Here is an 18,268-nt window from a genome sequence, read left to right as displayed (position 1 = left end):
CATTACAGAGTACTAGTATGGTCGATGGGCCAAGCGACGAGTCGGGCGACGGTGGGACGGCCGACGAGGGCAAGATTCTCTCACCCCACGAACTCGACATCAGCGACAGCGAGTACGTCGAAGAGATCGACGAGGGGCGATACGTCGTCTCACCCGACTCGCGTGGGCCCGACAGCTCCGCTGGCCGGTCCCAGGGTGGCGGTCAGGGGTCGAATCAGGCAGCCGGAGGTGGGAGTCAACCCCAGCAGGGCGGACAGCCGAATCACCCCCCACAGGATAGCGGACAGTCACAGAGCAATAGACGACTCTCCGGGAACAGTGGCCAGCCGACACCGACTGGCGATCACTCGAACCAGCGCGGACACGGACAGGCGCAGTCGGGCCATGGCGGCCAGCTCACCGAAGAGGCTGTCCGGCGATGGCTCCGAGAGAAGTACCAGCAGAACAGCTCGAAGTACGCCTTCGACGTGACAGCCCAGTTCGACGGCACCGTCAGCCAGCGCACAATGGCATCGAACGATCTCATCACCGTCTTCGAGAGTCTCATGCTCTGGTACGCCCAGCAGGTCGACAGTGGGATGCCCGTCGAAGAAGTACTCGGGATCCTGCTGATGGAGTCGAACGTCCCCGTGAGATACCCACCAGAGAGTGTCAAGAATCTAATTAGATCGACGGATCTCGGCCCGGAAGACAGTATTGCAGATCTGCTGGACGCGGTCCAGGACAGAGACGGCGTCCAACTGTAGAGTTGTACCGCCGGCTCTAGTATCATCACCGATAATCGTGGGGCAGGGTTTATTTATACGATTCCAGTATCATTTGATGAGCAGATATGGCACAAGTACTGATAGCTGACGACTCGGAGTTCATGCGAAATCTCCTGCGGGAGATTCTGGAGGAAAATCACACGATCGTCGGCGAGGTCGAGAACGGCGTCGAAGCCGTCGAGGTGTTCAAAGAGCAACAGCCCGATCTGGTGATGATGGATATCGTGATGCCGATCCGCGACGGGATCGAGGCGACCGACGAGATCAAGAACACGGATCCGAGCGCGAACGTGATTATGTGTACGAGTGTCGGGCAGGAAGAGAAGATGAAAGAGGCTGTCAAGGCCGGTGCTGATGGGTACATCACGAAACCGTTCCAGAAACCGAGTGTGATGGAAGCGATTCAGGACGTCGTGCCTTCGTAGCGATGAAAGTAGACGTCAAATCGCTGGATACGTTCAACCAGCTCGCCCACGAGGGGGCACAGGAAGCGACGCGATCGCTCTGTGAGATGACTGGCATCGATGCAGCGGTTGACGTCACGAAAATCTCGTTGATCGACCGGGCGGATATCGGCGAGGAACTCGGCGCCAGCCAGTTTGTCGGCGTCCAGTTCGGATTCGAGGGGGCACTCTGCGGAGAGACGGTACTCATCTTCGAGGAAGCACAGACGACGGAGATCGTCGAGGCGCTCATACCGGGTGCCTCGGACGACGAGAGCATGGCGCAGTCAGCAGTCCAGGAGATCGGCAATATCATGATGAGCGGGTTCATCGACGGCTGGGCCGAGCATCTCGGCGCGACCATCGACCACACCCCGCCGGGCTACATCGAGGGCGATAGCGAGGCGATCCTCCCGGACGATCCGGACGTGGGTGCACACGATCAGGTGTTCGTCTTCAGGAGTGAGATCGAATGGGAAGGGGAGAGCGTGACCTTCTTCATCTACATGCTCCCGGAGTACGAGCCGATGGCCGAGCTGCTTGGTGAGTATGCCGAGGGAGATGGGGAAGCGATCCCTATCGAGAAGCTGGCCGTGTTCAATCAGATGACTCGACAGGGGACCGAGAAAGCAGCGGCAAACGTCCAGCAGATGACTGGTATCGAGACCGAATCAGAGGTCTCACAGATCTCGTTCGTTCCGATCGAGGACGTACCCAGACAGTTCGGCGAAGAGATGTACGTCGGGACTGTCGTCGAGTTTACCGGCGCACCGAGTGGCTTTCTGATCGTCCTGTTCGACGAACAGTCGGCAGTGACCGTCGCGGAGGCGCTGATGCCCGTCGAGATGGACAGCGACGAACTGACCGACCAGCACAAGATGGCCATCGAAGAGCTTGGCAACATCATGACCAGCGGGTTCGTCGACGGCTGGGCGAACGTGCTCCAGCAAGCAGTCGAACATACCCCACCGAGAGTGGTCCACGATATGGGGCAGTCGATACTCTCGCCGCTGGCTGCCCAGCTCGGCCAGGAACAGCACCACGCCTTCGTGATCGACTCGAAGATGAAAACCGACGAAGTCGAGTTCCAGAGTGAGATCCACGCCCTCCCGAACGATCAGGAGCTGCGGGCGGCACTCGAGGCGCTCGACGTCGACCGGGCCGACCAGACCGAGGCAGATACAATTTTCTAACTCATGAAAGTCTACGACGGGAGCCAGGCGGAGGACACCCAGGAGACCGACCCGGAACGGATCAAGGTCGGTATCGCCGAGTACGAGGTGACAGCCGACGGTGCGGAGCTAACGACCAGCGGTCTGGGCTCCTGTGTCGGTGTTGCGCTGTACGACGAGGCCAACGCTGTCGCCGGACTCATCCACGTCATGCTCCCGGAAGCCGAGGATATGGATGGCGAAAAACCGGCGAAGTTCGCGGATTCGGGCACCGAACTGTTGGTCGAAGAGATGGAACAGCTCGGTGCACGGAGCCGCCAGATGCAGGCCAAAATCGCCGGCGGCAGCGATATGCTCGATTTCTCCGAAGGTGGCGCAAGCATCGGCGACCGGAACGTCAAAGAAGTACGGGAAACCCTCTCCGAGTACGGGATTCCGATCGTCGGTGAGGATGTCGGCGGGGACCACGGCCGGTCGCTCCGGCTTGAAGCACAGAACGGTGATCTGGTCGTCAAAAGTGCAAATAGAGAGAACCAGCGCCTGTAAGGCTCTCTCGTTGCGTCCGCGTCAGACGACTGTCCGATCACGCTGTCGGTCACGGCCGAACCGATGCTTCTCCCAAGCCAGCGACCGCGGAAGAAAAGTCCGACGCTCTATTCATCGTATATCACATTATCTATCGGACTAGTATACGAAATAAAACGATTGTTATCAGATACGATACCAGAAACAATACATTGAAGAGCATGAACCCGGACGTAATAGTATGATGACCAGGTGTAACAGCGTGATGACCGGCGGTTCCTGCAGGCGGGGGGTCGAACCCGAACCGGCGGGGCTGGCGGCGTCACAGCGGTTCGCAGACCGACAGGGGTGGTCGGGATGAGTATCCGCGACATGGTCGACTCGATAATGGCCGACGACGAGAACGAGGATCCGGCCGGCACAGCCGGTGGTGATGACAGCCTCGGCGGCAGTGGTGGCGGACTGATGGGCGAAGATGGTGGTGACGACGGTGGAGACGATCTCGGTGGTCTCGGAGGACTCGACGACGGTGGCGACGACCTCGGCGGCCTCGACGACGACGGTTTCGGCGAGATGGAAGGTGGTGACGACGGGATGGCCGGCGGTGGTGGCGGTAACGTCGACGAACTCGAACACCGCCTCGACGAACTCGAAAACGAGGTCGGCAGTCTCTCCTCGACTGTGAATACAGTTCGAAACGAGAACGAACAGATCTCCAACAGCGTCGAAGAAGTCGAGGAGAACGTCCGCAAACTGCTCGATATCTACGAGATGGTTACCCGCGGCGTGAATCCGTTTGCCGACGAAATGGACGCCGGCATGGGGATGGGCGGCGGCGGGATGGATGCCCAGGACGGCTCGTTCGGCCTCTTCACCGACGACGAGGAAGGCGGCCAGGACGAGTCCGTCGACGAGGATATCGCCGACGCCGACGCCGAAGGCTTCTTCGACGACGACCTCGTCGACGACGAACCCGACATGGGCGACGAGATGGGGATGGATGCAGACGCCGACGAGGGTGGCGACGACTCCGAGGACAGCGGTGGGGGCGGCACCTCTTTCGAGGACCTCAAAAACGAGTACGAATCCGGCGAGGCAGACTGGGACGAGGATGGCGAGACGGACGACGCTGCCAGCGAGTTCGAGGATGTCGGCGGCGAGTTCGACGAACTGGACGACGGCGACGAGTTCGCAGATGACGCTGCCAGCGAGTTCGACGACGCCGGCGGGGAGTTCGAGGATGTCGGTGACGAGATCGCGGACGACGAGATGTTCGACGAGACACTCGAAACCGACGAGCCAGCCGCTGAATCCGAGCCGACGACCGAGGAGACGGTCCAGACGAGCGAACCCACTCCCGAAACGACAGTCGAGACGGCCGAACAGTCCGTCGAGACACACCAGAACGGCAGTACGGCACACTCTACTGGCGGGAAACCATATATCGCGACCGTTCCCGAGGGCTTCGCGGCGGATCTGATCGTCGTGGAGTGGCTCGAATTCCTCGTCGAAGAGGCCGGCGTCCGTGAGACGGCCAAAGCACTCAACTACTACGAGTCCGTCGACTGGATCAGCGAGGAGGCAGCCGACGACCTCGAAGCCTATCTCAACGGCTTCGAGGATACGAGACGGGGGGCACTCATGATCGACCACCACAAGCAAAGTCTCGAATTCATCAACCAGCTCAACGGTGGGACAGTCTCGGGTCTCAACGGTGTCACGGGAATCACGCGGTAAGGTGTAAGCGATGGGATTCAGTGTCAGTGGTACAACTGCACTCATTTTCGTCGCCTTTCTCATCTCCTTCGGTGCGTTTTACTCGGCCTCGATGGGGACGTTCGGCGAGATCCGGGACGCGCAGGTCGATCAGAGCGACCGAAACATCGACACGATCAACACTGACATCGAGATCGGATCGGCAACGTACAACGGAACAACCGACGAACTGGTCATCGTCGCGAACAACACAGGTGCATCAACGTTGACACTGAACAACACGGATCTGCTGATCGACGGTGAACTCGTCAGCGACTGGCAGACAACGGTCACAGTCGACGGGAATACCGACCGGAACCTGTGGGCCCCCCAGCAGACACTCGAAATAACGGTCAGTAGAGATACCCAGCCCGACCGGATCAAGATCGTTACGGAGTACGCCGTCGCTGCGACAGCAACCGTGGAGGGGAGCTAAAAATGGCGAGTGTCTCCGTCTCACACCTTATCATTTTCATCGCTGCGATGGTCGTCGCTGCCTCTGTCGCCGGCGCGCTGACGACGACAGTCAACGACATCAGCAACGCGATCGACGAACAAGGACCCTCGGTGAGTGACGACATTCGATCCGATATCACGATCATCAACGACGCCGGTGCAGATGTCGTCGATACGTCAGATAGCACCGATACGATCGAACTCTACGTCAAGAATACAGGACAACGAGAGTTGAGTACGAACACCGAAAATATAGATATTTTGATAAATGGGCAGTTTTCCGTCGCGGATTCGGTCACAGTCGTCTCGAACGAGAACGGAGTCTGGGGACAGAACGACGTGGCCCAGGTGAACGTAAGCGACAGTTCGGGGGCACTCGAAACCGACGGCGAGAACCGGGTGAAGGTTATCATTGGTGGCACAGAGGATACGTTCATCTGGGAGATCTAACAGCCGACTGAATTTTTCACAATTGAGAACAGCTCAAATCCTATAAATACCGGTTCATATATATTCCCGGGTAAACTAAGCCGGGTCGTATGAGCAAGGAGGTAGATGCCGAGACGGAAGAAATTCCGGACACACAGGCAGAGGAGACCACAGAGGAAAGCGAGGGGACAGCGGATGAAGCTGAAGCGGCGGAGGCCGCGACATCGACCGCCAACGAGACGTCGAACGCCAGTGGAACGGCGACACCGATCGGCGTCAAACTGGGGAGTACACGGACAGTAATCGCACTGCCCTCCGAACACGGCTCGGGACTCCGGACGATTCAGACGCTGACCTGTCTGGCGAGTTACCAGGACCCACTGACCGGCGAGGAGAAGTACCTCTACGGCGAGGAAGCCGCCACGGAGTACCCGGACAAGGTGCAGTACATGCTGCGCTCGGGGCTCCCGGAAGACGAGGACCGGGCCGAACTCACGAAGCAGTTTTTCAACTCGGTCATCGACTCCCACGATATCCCCGAAGACAGCGTCGTCGTCTACGCTGTGCCGACGATCAACAACCCGGCAGGGGTCGAGAACCTGCGGGACGTCATCGAGAGCAGCTCGGTCGGTGGCCGACTGATCGAGAGCTACCCCGAATCACTCTGTGGCTCGATTCCGGCGATCGGAGACGGGCTCGAAGCCGTCGAAGAGATCTTCGTCGCCTTGAATCTCGGGTCGACCAACTTCGAGGCCTCGGCGTACCGCCGCGGCGAGCAGCTCTCACCCTACCGGACGGGTGCGACAACCGGCAACGAGGTCGACCGCGCGATCGCGAACTACGTCGAGGAGGAAACCCAGGGCCGTGTCAACATCGACACCAACACCGCACGGGAGTACAAGGAGGCCCACGCGGACTTCGAGGAGTTCGAGCCCTTCACTGATATCATCCAGCAGCCCGGCGGCGGCCGCCACGAGTTCACCATCGAATGGTCGGTGATGGAGGCAGTCGACGAGTATCTCGACGAGGTCGTCGACGAGTTTGCGAACAACTTCCTCTCACAGCTGGCCAACGACCACATGAAAGTCTACCAGCTCGCACTGGACCAGCCGATCGTCCTCACCGGCGGGATGGCCTGTATCCCCGGCGTCGTCGAGGAGTTCGAACAGCGAGCGAGCGAGGAACTCGGCCGCGAGATCAACGCAGTTGCACCCGACCGTGCCGATCTGTCCGCAACTATCGGCGCACAGCGGATCGCCGCTCAACTCTCCGAAACGCAGTAAGTTCGACGCAGTAATTTTTCCCGTCGTCGTTTCCGCTTGCGTTCCCACCGGTGGCCGAGGATCGACTGTCGTCCGAGTTATTATAAACAGCTCGTACAAGTATCAGATATGATACCGTACCCGGTAGATTCAAAAGTCGAGCGGGAGTACAGCTAACAAGACCATGAGCACAGCAGTCGAACAGAGCCTGCAGATTGCCATGCAGGAACCGGCCGCAGCGATCGCGGTTGCTGTGTTGCTCGGGGGCGGACTCGTCGGCATGAGCATCCGCAATATCGTCGAGTCAGTCGTTGTCGACGACGATTCCCGGCCTGACGAGGGGGAGGGCGTTGGTAACCCCAGACAGGCCAGGACCGGGTCAGACAGTGAGAGACAGACCGGGACCACAGACGAGTCGGCCGACGCGCCGGAGCAGTCGGACGGCGCGGCCGACCCCGAGGAGCTGGAACACCGCCTCGACGACCTCGAAACCGAGGTCGGCAGCCTCTCCTCGACTGTGGATACGGTCAGAAACGAAAACAGACAGATCTCGAACAGCGTCGAAGCGGTCGAACAGAGCACGAGTCGTCTGGTGAGCCTGTTCAAGAAGGCGATCGGTGGCGGGAATGCGGCTGCTCCCGAAATGGAGGCAGCGCCGAGCCCGTCCCAGTCGCCGGCCCAGACAGAGACAGACGACGAGCCAGAGATCGAAGAGACGGAAATTATCGAACCGGAAAGCGCCGGCAACGAGTTCAGCGAGAAGTCGAACACAGCCACCGATACTGATGGGACGGCGGTGGGGGTTCGAGAGAAACATTGCGTCGACAGTGACGAAGAGATAATCGACACGCCACAGCAAGACGCCTTCCAGGTAAACGCCGATGGCAGTTCCGAATCCACCGATGGGAAGCCGGACACAGTAGAGGAAGTCGAGGAGATCGGGACCGGGACCTTCGAGGGAACACGGTTCCAGAGTCCGGATACGAAATCGGAGAGTTTCGGAATCGAGGAGACCATCGAAGCGCCAGCGGTCGCGAGCGACGGCGGCACTGCCGTTGCAAGCGAGAGTAGCGACCCGGAGAGAGACAGTGGCCCGGCCGAGCCGGAGTCACCGTCGATTCCAGAACCAGAGCCCGAGTCGGACCCAGAGGCGGAATCGTCGGACGCAGCCGCGGAGTCGGACCCAGAGGCGGACGTGCAGGCGGAGGCAGCTCAGCTCGTCGCGGAAGCCGATCCCGCGAAATCGGGCACTGACCAGTCGACTACCGAGGCGGCGTCGGAGGTAGCCTCGACGCCAGAGCCGACGATAGAGCCGGAAACGAGCCAGCCAGACGCCACGACGTCTCCGGAGCCAGCGCCACCGTCCGAGGTGGCCAGGCTGGACGAGATTACGCCGACCGACGGCCAGAAAAGCAGCGGCAAACCGTACCTGGAGACGCTTCCAGACGGATTCGGGGCAGAGTTACTCACCGTCGAGTGGCTGGAGTATCTCGTGACCGAGGTCGGAATCAGGGAGACCAGCCGTGCCCTGGAGTACTACAAGACGATCGGCTGGCTCACCGACGAGGCGGCAGCAGAACTGGACAACTACCTCGACGGGCTGGAGGCCAGTGACCGCGGTGCCCTCTCCGTGGAACACCACCTGCGGACCCTCGAGTACGTCGACGAACTGACGGTGGAGAACGCAGAGGAGATCAAATGAGCATTGCAAAACGAGATCTATACTCGATCGGACTCGGCGAACGGGATCGACTGAACAAGGAGCTGGGCGGCGGCATCCCGCCGGGCAGTATCGTCCTCATCGAGGGGGAGTACGGGGCCGGCAAATCGGCGATGAGTCAGCGCTTCTCCTACGGGCTCTGTGATGAGGGGACGATGGTGACGCTGCTCTCGACGGAGCTCACGGTTGGGAGCTTCCTCGAACAGATGAACTCGCTGGATTACGACATGGTCGATCACATGCTCAACGAGGATATTCTCTTTTTACACGCTGCCATCGGCGACTCGAAGAACACCTTCACGATGGACGACAGCGACGACGACGACCGGCGGGAACTCCTGCGCCGACTGATGGAGGCCGAGGTGATGTGGGACTCCGACGTGATCGTCATCGACACCTTCGATGCGATCCTCCGGAACGACCCCAAATTCGAGGCCCTCGTCCGGCAAAACGAAGAGCGACAGGCGGCACTGGAGATTATCTCCTTTTTCCGGGATATCATTTCGGACGGCAAGGTCGTCATCCTGACCGTCGACCCGACGACACTCGACGAGGAGGCGATCGGTCCCTTCCGCTCTATCGCGGACGTCTTCATCGAACTCGAAATGGTCGAGGTCGGCAACGAGACCCGGCGACAGATCAACGTGCTCCGGTTCGCCGGGATGGGTGAACAGGTCGGTGACACGATCGGGTTCTCGGTTCGCTCGGGCACCGGAATCGTCATCGAGAGCCGTAGCGTCGCGTAACGTGGCCCCCGCGTTTGCTTGTGATTTCGGTCGGTATTTATCGCTCGGTAGCCAACAGTGTGGCGTGACAGAGGGCACCGACACCCGCCGGGAGACGACGCTCGGACAGGCAGCCGAGACGGGGCCACTCCGGGCGGATGGCGGGCCACCGGTCCCGATCGGTGTCAAGATCGGCTCGACGCGGACCGTGCTGGTGTTGCCCGCCGACGACGGTGGACTCCAGATTATCCGCACACTGACCTGTCTGGCCAGTTACGAGAACCCGATCACCGGGGAGACGAAATACGCCTTCGGCGACGATGCGGCGGCCGAGTACCCTGAAAAGGTCCAGTTCCCACTCCGGTCCGGGCTGCCAGATGCCGGCGAGCAGACCGACCGGGCGCAGCAGTTTTTCGACGCTGTCGCCGACTCCCACGACATCCCCGCCCACAGCGTCGTGGTCTACGCGACGCCAGCGAGCGGCGACCAGTCCGGACAGGCGAACCTGCGCTCCGTGATCGAGGAGAGTCGGATCGGCGATGCGGGCATCGAGCGCTACCCGGAGGGGCTCTGTGGCTCGATCCCAGCCTTCGGTGACCACCTCGAAGCGATCGACGAGGTGTTTCTGGCGGTGAATCTGGGATCGACGAGCACCGAGTTCGCGGCCTACCGTCGTGGCGAGCAGCTGGCCCCCTACAGGACGGGCTCTGTCACCGGCAACGAGATCGACCGGGAGATCGTCAACAACGTCGAAAACGAGAGCGGGAGTCGCGTCCACATCGACATCAACACCGCGCGGGAGTACAAAGAGCAGTACGCCGATTTCGAGGCGTTCGAGCCGGTGACCGAGACGATTCAACAGCCCGGCGGCGGCCGCCACGACTTTACCGTCAGCTGGTCGATCATGGACCCAGTCGAGGCGTATCTCGACGGCGTCGTCAGCGAGTTCACCGAGCAGTTTCTCCCACAGCTCGCGAACAACTACCGGCGCGTGTACAGACCGGCGATCCAGAAGCAGATCGTCTTGACCGGCGGGATGGCCTGTGTACCGGGACTCGTCGACGCTTTCGAACGTCGTGTCTCGGACCGGCTGGACGAGGAGATTACGGCCGTGGCTCCGAAACGGGCAGATCTCGCCGCGACTGTCGGTGCCTACCGGATTGCCGACCGGCTCGCACACTGAACGTCCGCGACTATTATCAGGATTGATATTAAAGTCGGGAGATTCAATAGGAGAACGGACAAAGACCAGTGATAATGAGCGAGAGCGACGACCTCGGTGGGCTGGGAGATCTCGACGAGGGGGACGACCTCGGCGATTTCGACGATGATTTCGAGGGAGAGGACGGTTTCGGCGAGATGGAAGGTGGTAACGACGGGATGGCCGGTGGTGGCGGCAATCTCGACGAACTCGAACACCGCCTCGACGAACTCGAAAACGAGGTCGGCAGTCTCTCCTCGACTGTGAATACAGTTCGAAACGAGAACGAACAGATCTCCAACAGCGTCGAAGAAGTCGAGGAGAACGTCCGCAAACTGCTCGATATCTACGAGATGGTTACCCGCGGCGTGAATCCGTTTGCCGACGAAATGGACGCCGGCATGGGGATGGGCGGCGGCGGGATGGATGCCCAGGACGGCTCGTTCGGCCTCTTCACCGACGACGAGGAAGGCGGCCAGGACGAGTCCGTCGACGAGGATATCGCCGACGCCGACGCCGAAGGCTTCTTCGACGACGACCTCGTCGACGACGAACCCGACATGGACGAGGAGATCGACGCAGATGTCGACGACGTATTCGACGACGAGACCGACGAGGCAGACGAGGCGTTCGACGATGGGACAGACAACGCGTTCGAGGATGTCGGTGACGACCTCGACGAGGGCGGATTCGCGGAGATGAGCGACGATGGGGCTGGCGGGGCAGCGATCGACGAGGGGGATCTCGGAGACGACGAACTGTTCGACGAAGTCGTCGAGGAGGAAGCCACGACAGAAGGAGAGATGGCGGTCGAATCCGAGCCGGAGCCAGCAGCCCAGACACAGTCACCAGCCAAGATGGAGTCAGAGCCACTCGACGCTGGATCAACGGAGAGACAGGCTGCAGGCTCCGGAAAGCCGTATCTGGCAGGACTCCCCGAAGAGATCTCGGGAGAGCTGCTCGTCATAGAGTGGCTCGAATATCTCGTCGATGCGGTCGGCAACCGCCGGGCGGCCGAGGCGATCGAGTACTACGAATCAATCGACTGGATCACCGAGGAGGCAGCAGCGGGGCTCGGGGCGCATATCGACCGGTTCGAGCCACGAGAACGTGGCGCGCTGACTGTCGCAGTCCACAGGGAAAGCCTCGCCTACATCGACCAGCTAAATGGGGGTGACACCGGCGCAGCGATCGCCCTGGAGACGGGTGGTCTCCCGTGAATGCGATCAGGCAATCTGTCGTTTCTGGGTCGTTTCGACCGGAAAATCCGACATTGCAGCGATTTTCAAAATTGGCATGTAGCCCGACACAATTAACTGGATACAAACTTCTAGATAACTGTAGCTACGTCGCAGGTTCCGGGAGACAGCTGGTGTCAGAGGCCATCTGCAGATCGGTAGCGGTGATTCCATGAGTGTACGAGGACGCCGATCGGTCGGGAACCGACTCCGAACCGTCCGGGGAACTCGTCAGCAGTGTCAGTTTCACATCCAGGTCCCCCGACTGCGAACAGTCGACTATCTATGACAGACCACGGACAGCCAACTCCCTCGGACGAACTCAGACAACACGCGGCCAGACGGCCCCACCTCCGTGAGCATCTGATGAAGTTCAAACAGATCACGGGGGAGTTCCCGCTGTTCATCGAGGAGGCCGACGACGAGTACGAGTCACATCGACCGAACGTACTGTATCCGGTCGGTGGACCGATCTACTGTCACATCTACGGCGACGTCGGGCAGGACATGAAGTACTACGTCATCGAACCGGACCTCTCCGACGACGAGTGGAAAGTCTTCAACAAGGTCCGGGATCGGCTGCTCGAACGGAGCGTCACCAAGCCAGCCCCACAGGACGAAGCCGAGTACGACGACCGGATCGAGGAACTGATGGAGGAGACGACGAAGATCAGGGACGAAGACGCCGAAGAGACGGGTGTCCTGACCCGGTTGAAGAATATTACCGACGTGGGCAAAGTGGAACTGACCGAGCAGACCTACGAGAACATCCGCTACCGGCTGAACCGGGATATCGTCGGGCTCGGGCCGCTGGAGCCGGTGATGCGTGACCCGGCCAACGAGGACATTCACGTCATCGGCCCCAACCAGTGTTTCACCGATCACTCTGTGTACAGCATGATCGAGACGACCGTCGAGTGGGAAAGCGACGAGGCCTTCGACCAGTGGCTCCGGAACATGGGCGAGCGAATGGGTGATCCGGTCAGTGACTCCGATCCGATCGTGGACTCGACGCTGCCGGACGGTTCGCGTCTCAACCTCATCTATTCGGACGACGTGAGCCTCAAAGGGCCCTCGCTGACGATCCGTCAGGGCGACGAGGTGCCGCTGTCGATCTTCCAGATTACGGCCTGGAAGACGCTTTCCCCGGAGTTGTCGGCGTATCTCTGGCTCTGTCTGGAAAACGAGCAGACGGTGTTCGTCGTCGGCGAGACGGCGTCGGGGAAGACGACGACACTGAACTCGATTATGGCGTTCATCCCGCGGGATGCCAAGATCTACACCGCGGAGGACACCGCCGAGGTCATGCCGCCACACGACACCTGGCAGCAGCTGTTGACCCGGGAGGGTGACGACGAGTCCACCTCGATCACGATGTTCGATCTGGTGGCGGCCGCGCTGCGTTCACGTCCGGACTACATCATCGTGGGTGAGGTTCGTGGTGAAGAGGGTCGGATGGCCTTCCAGGCTGCACAGACCGGCCACCCCGTCATGCTGACCTTCCACGCCAGCGACATCGTCTCGATGATCCAGCGCTTTACCGGGGACCCGATCAACATCCCCGAGACGTTCATGGACAACGCCGACGTAGCCCTGTTCCAGAACCGTGTCAAGCAGGGCGACGACGTACTCCGCCGGGTGACCTCGGTCCAGGAGATCGAGGGCTACTCGAAGGAGATGGACGGCGTCGTCACCCGCCAGGCGTTTTACTGGGATCCCGTCGAGGACGAGATCGTCTTCCAGGGCCGGAACAACTCCTACGTCCTCGAAGAGCAGATCGCGACGCTGCTGGGATACGAAGATACACGCGACATCTACGACGACCTGGATTTCCGCGCGAAGATCATCGAGCGCGCGATCCAGGAGGGAATCGTGGGGTATCACGAAGTGAACGAACTGATCACCGACTTCCAGCGTGACGGCGTCGAGGGGCTCCCCTTCGATATCTACAGGGAAGACTAATGGCAACTGATAGCGCAGATCCGGCGATCGATCTCACGATTTCGGAAAACATCAAATCGCTCATCGAGTCCTACCAGCGGATGTCGATGCCGATGGGCCAGTACGTCACCTTCATTCTGGTCCCTGCGCTCGCGTTCTTCCTCGTCTCGATCGTCCTCCCCTTCTTCCTCGCGGGCCAGCCGATTTTCGTCCGCGTCCCGATCCCGCTGCTGGGACTGCTCGCTTTCGGGTCGGCAGTGTTCTACCCGAAGATCCTGCTCGGCCAGCGCCGTCGCCAGCTCAACAACCAGTTTCACCTGATGGTCACACACATGACGGTGCTGGCGATCACGAAAATCGACCGGATGGAGGTGTTCCGGTCGCTGGCCAACGAAGAGGAGTACGGCGAACTCGCAAAGGAGATGGCACGGATCGTCGAACTCGTCGACACCTGGAACCAGAGTCTCGACGACGCCTGCCGGCGGCGCGCGAAAGAGGTGCCGAGTGATACTGTCGCCGACTTCTTCGAGCGCCTCGCGTACACGATCAACGCCGGCCAGTCACTGCGTGAGTACCTGCTGACCGAGCAGGAGACGATGATCCAGGAGTACGCCACAGTGTACGAGTCGACGCTGTCGAATCTCGACGTGATGAAGGATCTCTACCTCTCGATGGTGCTCTCGATGACGTTCGCGCTGGTGTTCGCGGTCGTGTTGCCGGTGCTGACGGGGACGAATCCGACGTTGACGGTCAGTGCCGTCATCGTGATGTACATTTTCATCCAGTCGGGGTTTTTCCTGGCACTCCGGACGATGGCCCCGTACGACCCACGGTGGTACCACCCACCCGAGAAACCGTCACAGGCCGAGCCACGTATCAAAGTGAGTTTCTACATTGGTGTCTCGCTGTGTCTCGTGCTCGCCTTTGTCACCTACGGCGGACTGCTCGGGATCAGCCCGATTCGGATCTCGCAGTTGATCCCGTTTTTCGGCACACCGATGCCACTGGCGCTGTACTCCGTCATTCCGATCACACCGCTTCTCATCCCTGGACTGGTGCTGTGGCGACAGGAGAAACTCGTCAAGGCCCGTGACGACGAGTTTCCGAGTTTCATCCGCGCGCTGGGGACGACCGAATCGGTGAAACAGTCGACCAGTTCGGACGTGTTGCGCACACTCCGTGAGAAAGATTTCGGCCCGCTGACCGAGAACATCGACGACCTCTACAAGCGACTCAACATGCGGATCGAACCCGCCGAAGCGTGGCGGTATTTCACCGCAGACTGTCGGTCCTACCTGATTCAGACGTTCAGCGAGATGTATCTCATCGGCCGCGAGATGGGTGGCGACCCACAGGTCCTCGGGGAACTGATCGGCGAGAACATGAGCGAGGTCAACCGACTTCGCTCACAGCGAAATCAGGCGACGACGACACTCATCGGTCTCCTCCACGGGATCAACGCAGCAGCAACCTTCGCCTTCTTCATCGGGCTCGAAGTCGTCCGGATTCTGAGCGAGATGGATCTCGGCTTCTCTGACGGTGGTGGAGCCACCGGTGTCGCGAGCCAGTTGATCAACATGGAGGCGTACAACATCCCACTGATCAACTTCATGCTCGTCGTGGTGATCATGTTCTCGGCAATGCTGTCCTCGCTGATGATCCGGACCGTCGACGGCGGACACAAGATAAATACCTACGTCCACTTCGTCGCGATGGCCTGGATCGCGGCACTGGTCTCGATTCTCACCAGAACAGTCGTCGGTGCCTTCCTCTCGGTGTGATTACTCCTCGCCCATCGAGCCGAACACGGCGTCGGCGTCCGCAGGCACGTCGAAGTCGTGGAAGTGTTCGCCTTTCTCTTTCGTGAGTATATTGAGTGCCGCCGCAGCGCCGTCGCCGGCTGAGATGATCGCCTGCCACTCTTCGGCCCGCCCCATCGCACCGGTCGCGTAGGCGTCGTCGACGCTGGTCTCCATCGTCACGTCGACATCGACGACGTCGCCGTCGAAGGCACAGCCGAGTGACTCCGCCAGATCCCGGTTCGCACCGGTCGCCAGAACGAGATACGGCGCCTCGTACTCGCCGTCCTCGGTGGTGACGCTGAATCCGTCGTCGGTCTCCGCAACGTCGGTGACTTCCTCGCCCTGGTGGCGGTCGACACCGAACCTATCGACTTGCGTGCGCGCGGTATCGAGGAACGACGAGCCATCCTGTGAGCCGACGCCGAGGTAGTTGAACAGGTGGGCCTTGTGCATCCACGTTCCGTCGGTGTCGAAGACGGTCGTTTCGAGCCCGTTTTTCTGTGTGAACAGTGCTGCACTCAATCCGGCTGGTCCGCCGCCGACGACGAGTACGTCAGGTGTTGATTCACTCATACAGGATCATCCGACTCCCGTAATCAAAAAACTGTGTATATTCACCGACAGATACACAGATCGAAGAGAGCAATCGACTGACTCTCGGAGGACACCAGCAGTGGACGGAACCCGATCTGGCGGTATCAGTGTGCTTATTCCCAGGCAGCCACAGGTGGAGATATGACCAGCGACCGCGAGCAGTTTCTGGCAGGCGAACGACCGACGGACGTCCACATCTATCTCGACGAGGGGAGTGTCTCGGATCTCGCTGCGCTCGAAGCACACGGAGAGCGTGTCGACGACGGGATCGTCCTCGTGATGGACGGCGAGAAAGCACGCGGCGTCTTCCAGAAGGCGACCGGCATCGATCCGATGGCATTTGCCAAAGAGGCGATGGGGACCGACGGGGAGATCGACCACGACTGTGCCGGCGGCAGCTGTCCGGACGGTGCAGATCATACGCCGAAGTTCATCTTCGCGTTCGCCGAGGAACAAAACGAGGAGGTCGGCGGCCTCTACGCCGAAGGGGAGGTGATCCACGCCTACGCCGCTTGCGAGTGTGGCACACGGTACTCCGACAAGTGGGTTGCCTGATCGATAGCTGCCGACGCATTCTTTTGTCAGGTTTTTAACTTGTTACGTTTCGTCAGAGTCGCTTTCGGCAGCGAGTCGCCGGAACCCCTCGACGATGGCCTGTTTCGCGACGGCACCGTGGGTCGTCCAGTGGTGTGCGTAATCCATCATATCGTCGTAGATATCGGGTTTGCAGCCGGCAGCCTTCGGGTGGCCACCGCCGTTGACCTGTGCGGCGACCTCGTGGCAGCGTTCGAAGCTGTCGGTGCCACGGATCGACGCCGAGCCGGCGGGTTTGACGATCACTGCGGCGTCGGAGCCCTGTTCACGGAGCGCCTCGGCGACCTCGTTCTGTGAACAGCGCCCGTAGGTAATTCCGACCGTCCAGGGGCCGACCTCGCGGAGTTCGGCGCGGTCGACGGCTTTCTCGATGAGCGCCTCCTTCTCGACGCGGCGTTCTGCGAGCAGTGCCTCGGCTTCGGGCGGAAGATCCGCGCCGTGTTCCAGGACTGTCTCGATGTACTCCTCGGGTTCGACCCAGTGGGCGTAATCCGCGAGGTCGTCGGAGCGTTCGTCGTCGCGGATCCAGAGGTCGTGGTCGCGCGTGACCGCAGCGAGTTCGCGAAACCGGTCGTCGAAGCCGTGATCGAGTTCTGCGAGCGCCACGTCGGCAGTACAGACCTCGTCGGAATCACCGACGACGAGTTCGACACCGGCCTCGCGGACCTGCGTTGCCAGATCCGCGTCCCACTGGTGGTGGTCGTACCAGGTGACGGATGCCGTCCCGTCGACGACAGTCGGTATCGACTCGATGTCGTACTCGCTGTCTGGACAGAGATCACAGATGTAGACGTCGGCGTCCTCGGGTGCGTACTCGCTCACCCACGACAGCGACTCCTGGAGTTCGTGTGGGCTCGCTGGGAGAAGTCGACCCGCGCCGCGGGCCTGCCGAACGAGTGCGGTACAGGCGAGTCCGTCGGCGTCCGGGTCGGCGACCACGATGACGCCAGCCCCCTCGATCGTCTCGGCGGCCTCGCGTTCGGCCTGCTGTTCTTCGATCGAGTCCGGGCGAAAAAAGCCCTCGCCCGGGAGGACAGATCTGCGGGCGAGCGACAGTGTCTCGTCGTCGATAAGCCAATCTTTCATACCTGATAAAGCAGAGGGGTAATCAAAAGGCGTGCGGTCGTCAGCGCATCCGGCAGTATCAGTTCTCTTCCAACTGGCGAACAGTCAGCACGGGCATCGGTGCGTGGCGGACGACTGCTTCGGCGACGCTGCCGAGCAGAAAGGCGTGCTCGCCGTCGCGGCCCCGTGTCCCCATCGCGATGGCGTCGGCGTCGACTGACTCCGCGTAGTCGATGATCTCTTCTGCGGGTGTCCCGTCCCGGATCGCGGTGACAATCTCCTCGTCACCGGCCTGCTCCTCGACGTACGAGAGGGCCTCCTCACCAGCTTCCTGGATCGCAGTTTCGACATCGGACTGGATTTCAGACGGCGAGTCCTCGACAGTCCTGCTATCGGCGACGTACAGCGCGTGAACGGTCCCATCGAACCGCTCGGCCAGGTCGATCGCGGCCGTGACACCCCGCTTTACGCTCTCGGAGCCATCCGTCGCGATCACCACAGTCTCGAACATAGGGAGACAATCGTGGTGCAGTACAAAAAACCGACGGGGTTTGCGGCGAGTGTCCCAACGAAGCGGTC

18 protein-coding genes are annotated in these 18,268 nt (G+C 60.6%); 15 read left to right on the top strand and 3 right to left on the bottom strand.

What is annotated here, in order from left to right; genetic code table 11:
- The first annotated feature begins 17 nt into the window (after nt 1-17).
- From EOW68_RS09215 to arlJ, 14 genes are all read left to right on the top strand, one after another.
- Nucleotides 18-746, top strand: coding sequence for a DUF7500 family protein (locus EOW68_RS09215; protein ID WP_128224870.1), 729 nt, complete (start codon nt 18-20; stop codon nt 744-746).
- Nucleotides 747-832: 86 nt separating this feature from the next.
- Nucleotides 833-1,192: a chemotaxis protein CheY gene (cheY, locus tag EOW68_RS09210; RefSeq protein ID WP_128224869.1), complete on the top strand. Its 360-nt coding sequence runs from the start codon at nt 833-835 to the stop codon at nt 1,190-1,192.
- A gap of 2 nt (nt 1,193-1,194) precedes the next feature.
- Nucleotides 1,195-2,403, top strand: a complete 1,209-nt coding sequence (locus EOW68_RS09205; protein WP_128224868.1) for a chemotaxis protein CheC — start codon at nt 1,195-1,197, stop codon at nt 2,401-2,403.
- Nucleotides 2,404-2,406: 3 nt separating this feature from the next.
- Nucleotides 2,407-2,928: a chemotaxis protein CheD gene (locus EOW68_RS09200; protein ID WP_128224867.1), complete on the top strand. Its 522-nt coding sequence runs from the start codon at nt 2,407-2,409 to the stop codon at nt 2,926-2,928.
- Between the two features lie 336 nt (nt 2,929-3,264).
- Nucleotides 3,265-4,644: a FlaD/FlaE family flagellar protein gene (locus tag EOW68_RS09195; RefSeq protein WP_128224866.1), complete on the top strand. Its 1,380-nt coding sequence runs from the start codon at nt 3,265-3,267 to the stop codon at nt 4,642-4,644.
- A gap of 10 nt (nt 4,645-4,654) precedes the next feature.
- Nucleotides 4,655-5,098, top strand: a complete 444-nt coding sequence (arlF, locus tag EOW68_RS09190; protein ID WP_128224865.1) for an archaellum stator protein ArlF — start codon at nt 4,655-4,657, stop codon at nt 5,096-5,098.
- A 2-nt stretch (nt 5,099-5,100) separates the two neighbouring features.
- Nucleotides 5,101-5,568: an archaellum stator protein ArlG gene (gene arlG, locus EOW68_RS09185; protein ID WP_128224864.1), complete on the top strand. Its 468-nt coding sequence runs from the start codon at nt 5,101-5,103 to the stop codon at nt 5,566-5,568.
- Between the two features lie 89 nt (nt 5,569-5,657).
- Entirely contained in the window at nt 5,658-6,830 is a 1,173-nt protein-coding gene (locus tag EOW68_RS09180) for an actin-like salactin (protein WP_431358837.1), read from the top strand.
- Nucleotides 6,831-6,993: 163 nt separating this feature from the next.
- A complete protein-coding gene (locus EOW68_RS09175) occupies nt 6,994-8,511 on the top strand; it encodes a FlaD/FlaE family flagellar protein (RefSeq protein ID WP_128224863.1) in 1,518 nt (505 codons plus the stop codon).
- Nucleotides 8,508-9,275 carry an archaellum protein ArlH gene (gene arlH / locus EOW68_RS09170; protein WP_128224862.1) on the top strand — a complete coding sequence of 256 codons (768 nt, stop codon included), beginning with the start codon at nt 8,508-8,510 and terminating at the stop codon, nt 9,273-9,275. The genes EOW68_RS09175 and arlH overlap by 4 nt, the downstream gene beginning before the upstream one ends.
- Nucleotides 9,276-9,339: 64 nt before the next feature.
- Entirely contained in the window at nt 9,340-10,437 is a 1,098-nt protein-coding gene (locus tag EOW68_RS09165) for an actin-like salactin (RefSeq protein ID WP_128224861.1), read from the top strand.
- A 74-nt stretch (nt 10,438-10,511) separates the two neighbouring features.
- Entirely contained in the window at nt 10,512-11,675 is a 1,164-nt protein-coding gene (locus EOW68_RS09160; RefSeq protein WP_128224860.1) for a flagella accessory protein C, read from the top strand.
- 303 nt (nt 11,676-11,978) lie between these two features.
- On the top strand, nt 11,979-13,655 hold the full coding sequence (gene flaI, locus EOW68_RS09155; RefSeq protein ID WP_128224859.1) for an archaellum flagellar ATPase motor FlaI: 1,677 nt from the start codon (nt 11,979-11,981) through the stop codon (nt 13,653-13,655).
- Nucleotides 13,655-15,415 (top strand): archaellar assembly protein ArlJ/FlaJ, encoded by a 1,761-nt coding sequence (gene arlJ / locus EOW68_RS09150; RefSeq protein ID WP_128224858.1) that lies wholly within the window; start codon nt 13,655-13,657, stop codon nt 15,413-15,415. Before flaI ends, arlJ begins: the two co-directional genes overlap by 1 nt.
- Here the strand turns inward: arlJ and EOW68_RS09145 are convergent, their stop codons facing one another.
- Nucleotides 15,416-16,009 (bottom strand): NAD(P)/FAD-dependent oxidoreductase, encoded by a 594-nt coding sequence (locus EOW68_RS09145; RefSeq protein WP_128224857.1) that lies wholly within the window; start codon nt 16,007-16,009, stop codon nt 15,416-15,418.
- A 162-nt stretch (nt 16,010-16,171) separates the two neighbouring features.
- On the opposite strand from EOW68_RS09145, the gene EOW68_RS09140 reads away from it, so the two are divergent.
- The gene (locus EOW68_RS09140; protein WP_128224856.1) at nt 16,172-16,585 is read left to right on the top strand and encodes a DUF5807 family protein; all 414 of its coding nucleotides are present in this window, start codon (nt 16,172-16,174) and stop codon (nt 16,583-16,585) included.
- Between the two features lie 42 nt (nt 16,586-16,627).
- Here the strand turns inward: EOW68_RS09140 and EOW68_RS09135 are convergent, their stop codons facing one another.
- Nucleotides 16,628-17,710, bottom strand: coding sequence for a DHH family phosphoesterase (locus EOW68_RS09135; RefSeq protein ID WP_128224855.1), 1,083 nt, complete (start codon nt 17,708-17,710; stop codon nt 16,628-16,630).
- A gap of 58 nt (nt 17,711-17,768) precedes the next feature.
- Entirely contained in the window at nt 17,769-18,200 is a 432-nt protein-coding gene (locus tag EOW68_RS09130; protein ID WP_128224854.1) for a universal stress protein, read from the bottom strand.
- Nucleotides 18,201-18,268 lie beyond the last annotated feature (68 nt).

This window comes from Halovenus amylolytica (genome assembly GCA_004015825.1).
GTDB classification, from domain to species: Archaea; Halobacteriota; Halobacteria; order Halobacteriales; family Haloarculaceae; genus Halovenus; species Halovenus amylolytica.
This window is presented reverse-complemented; position numbering and strand designations above follow the sequence as displayed.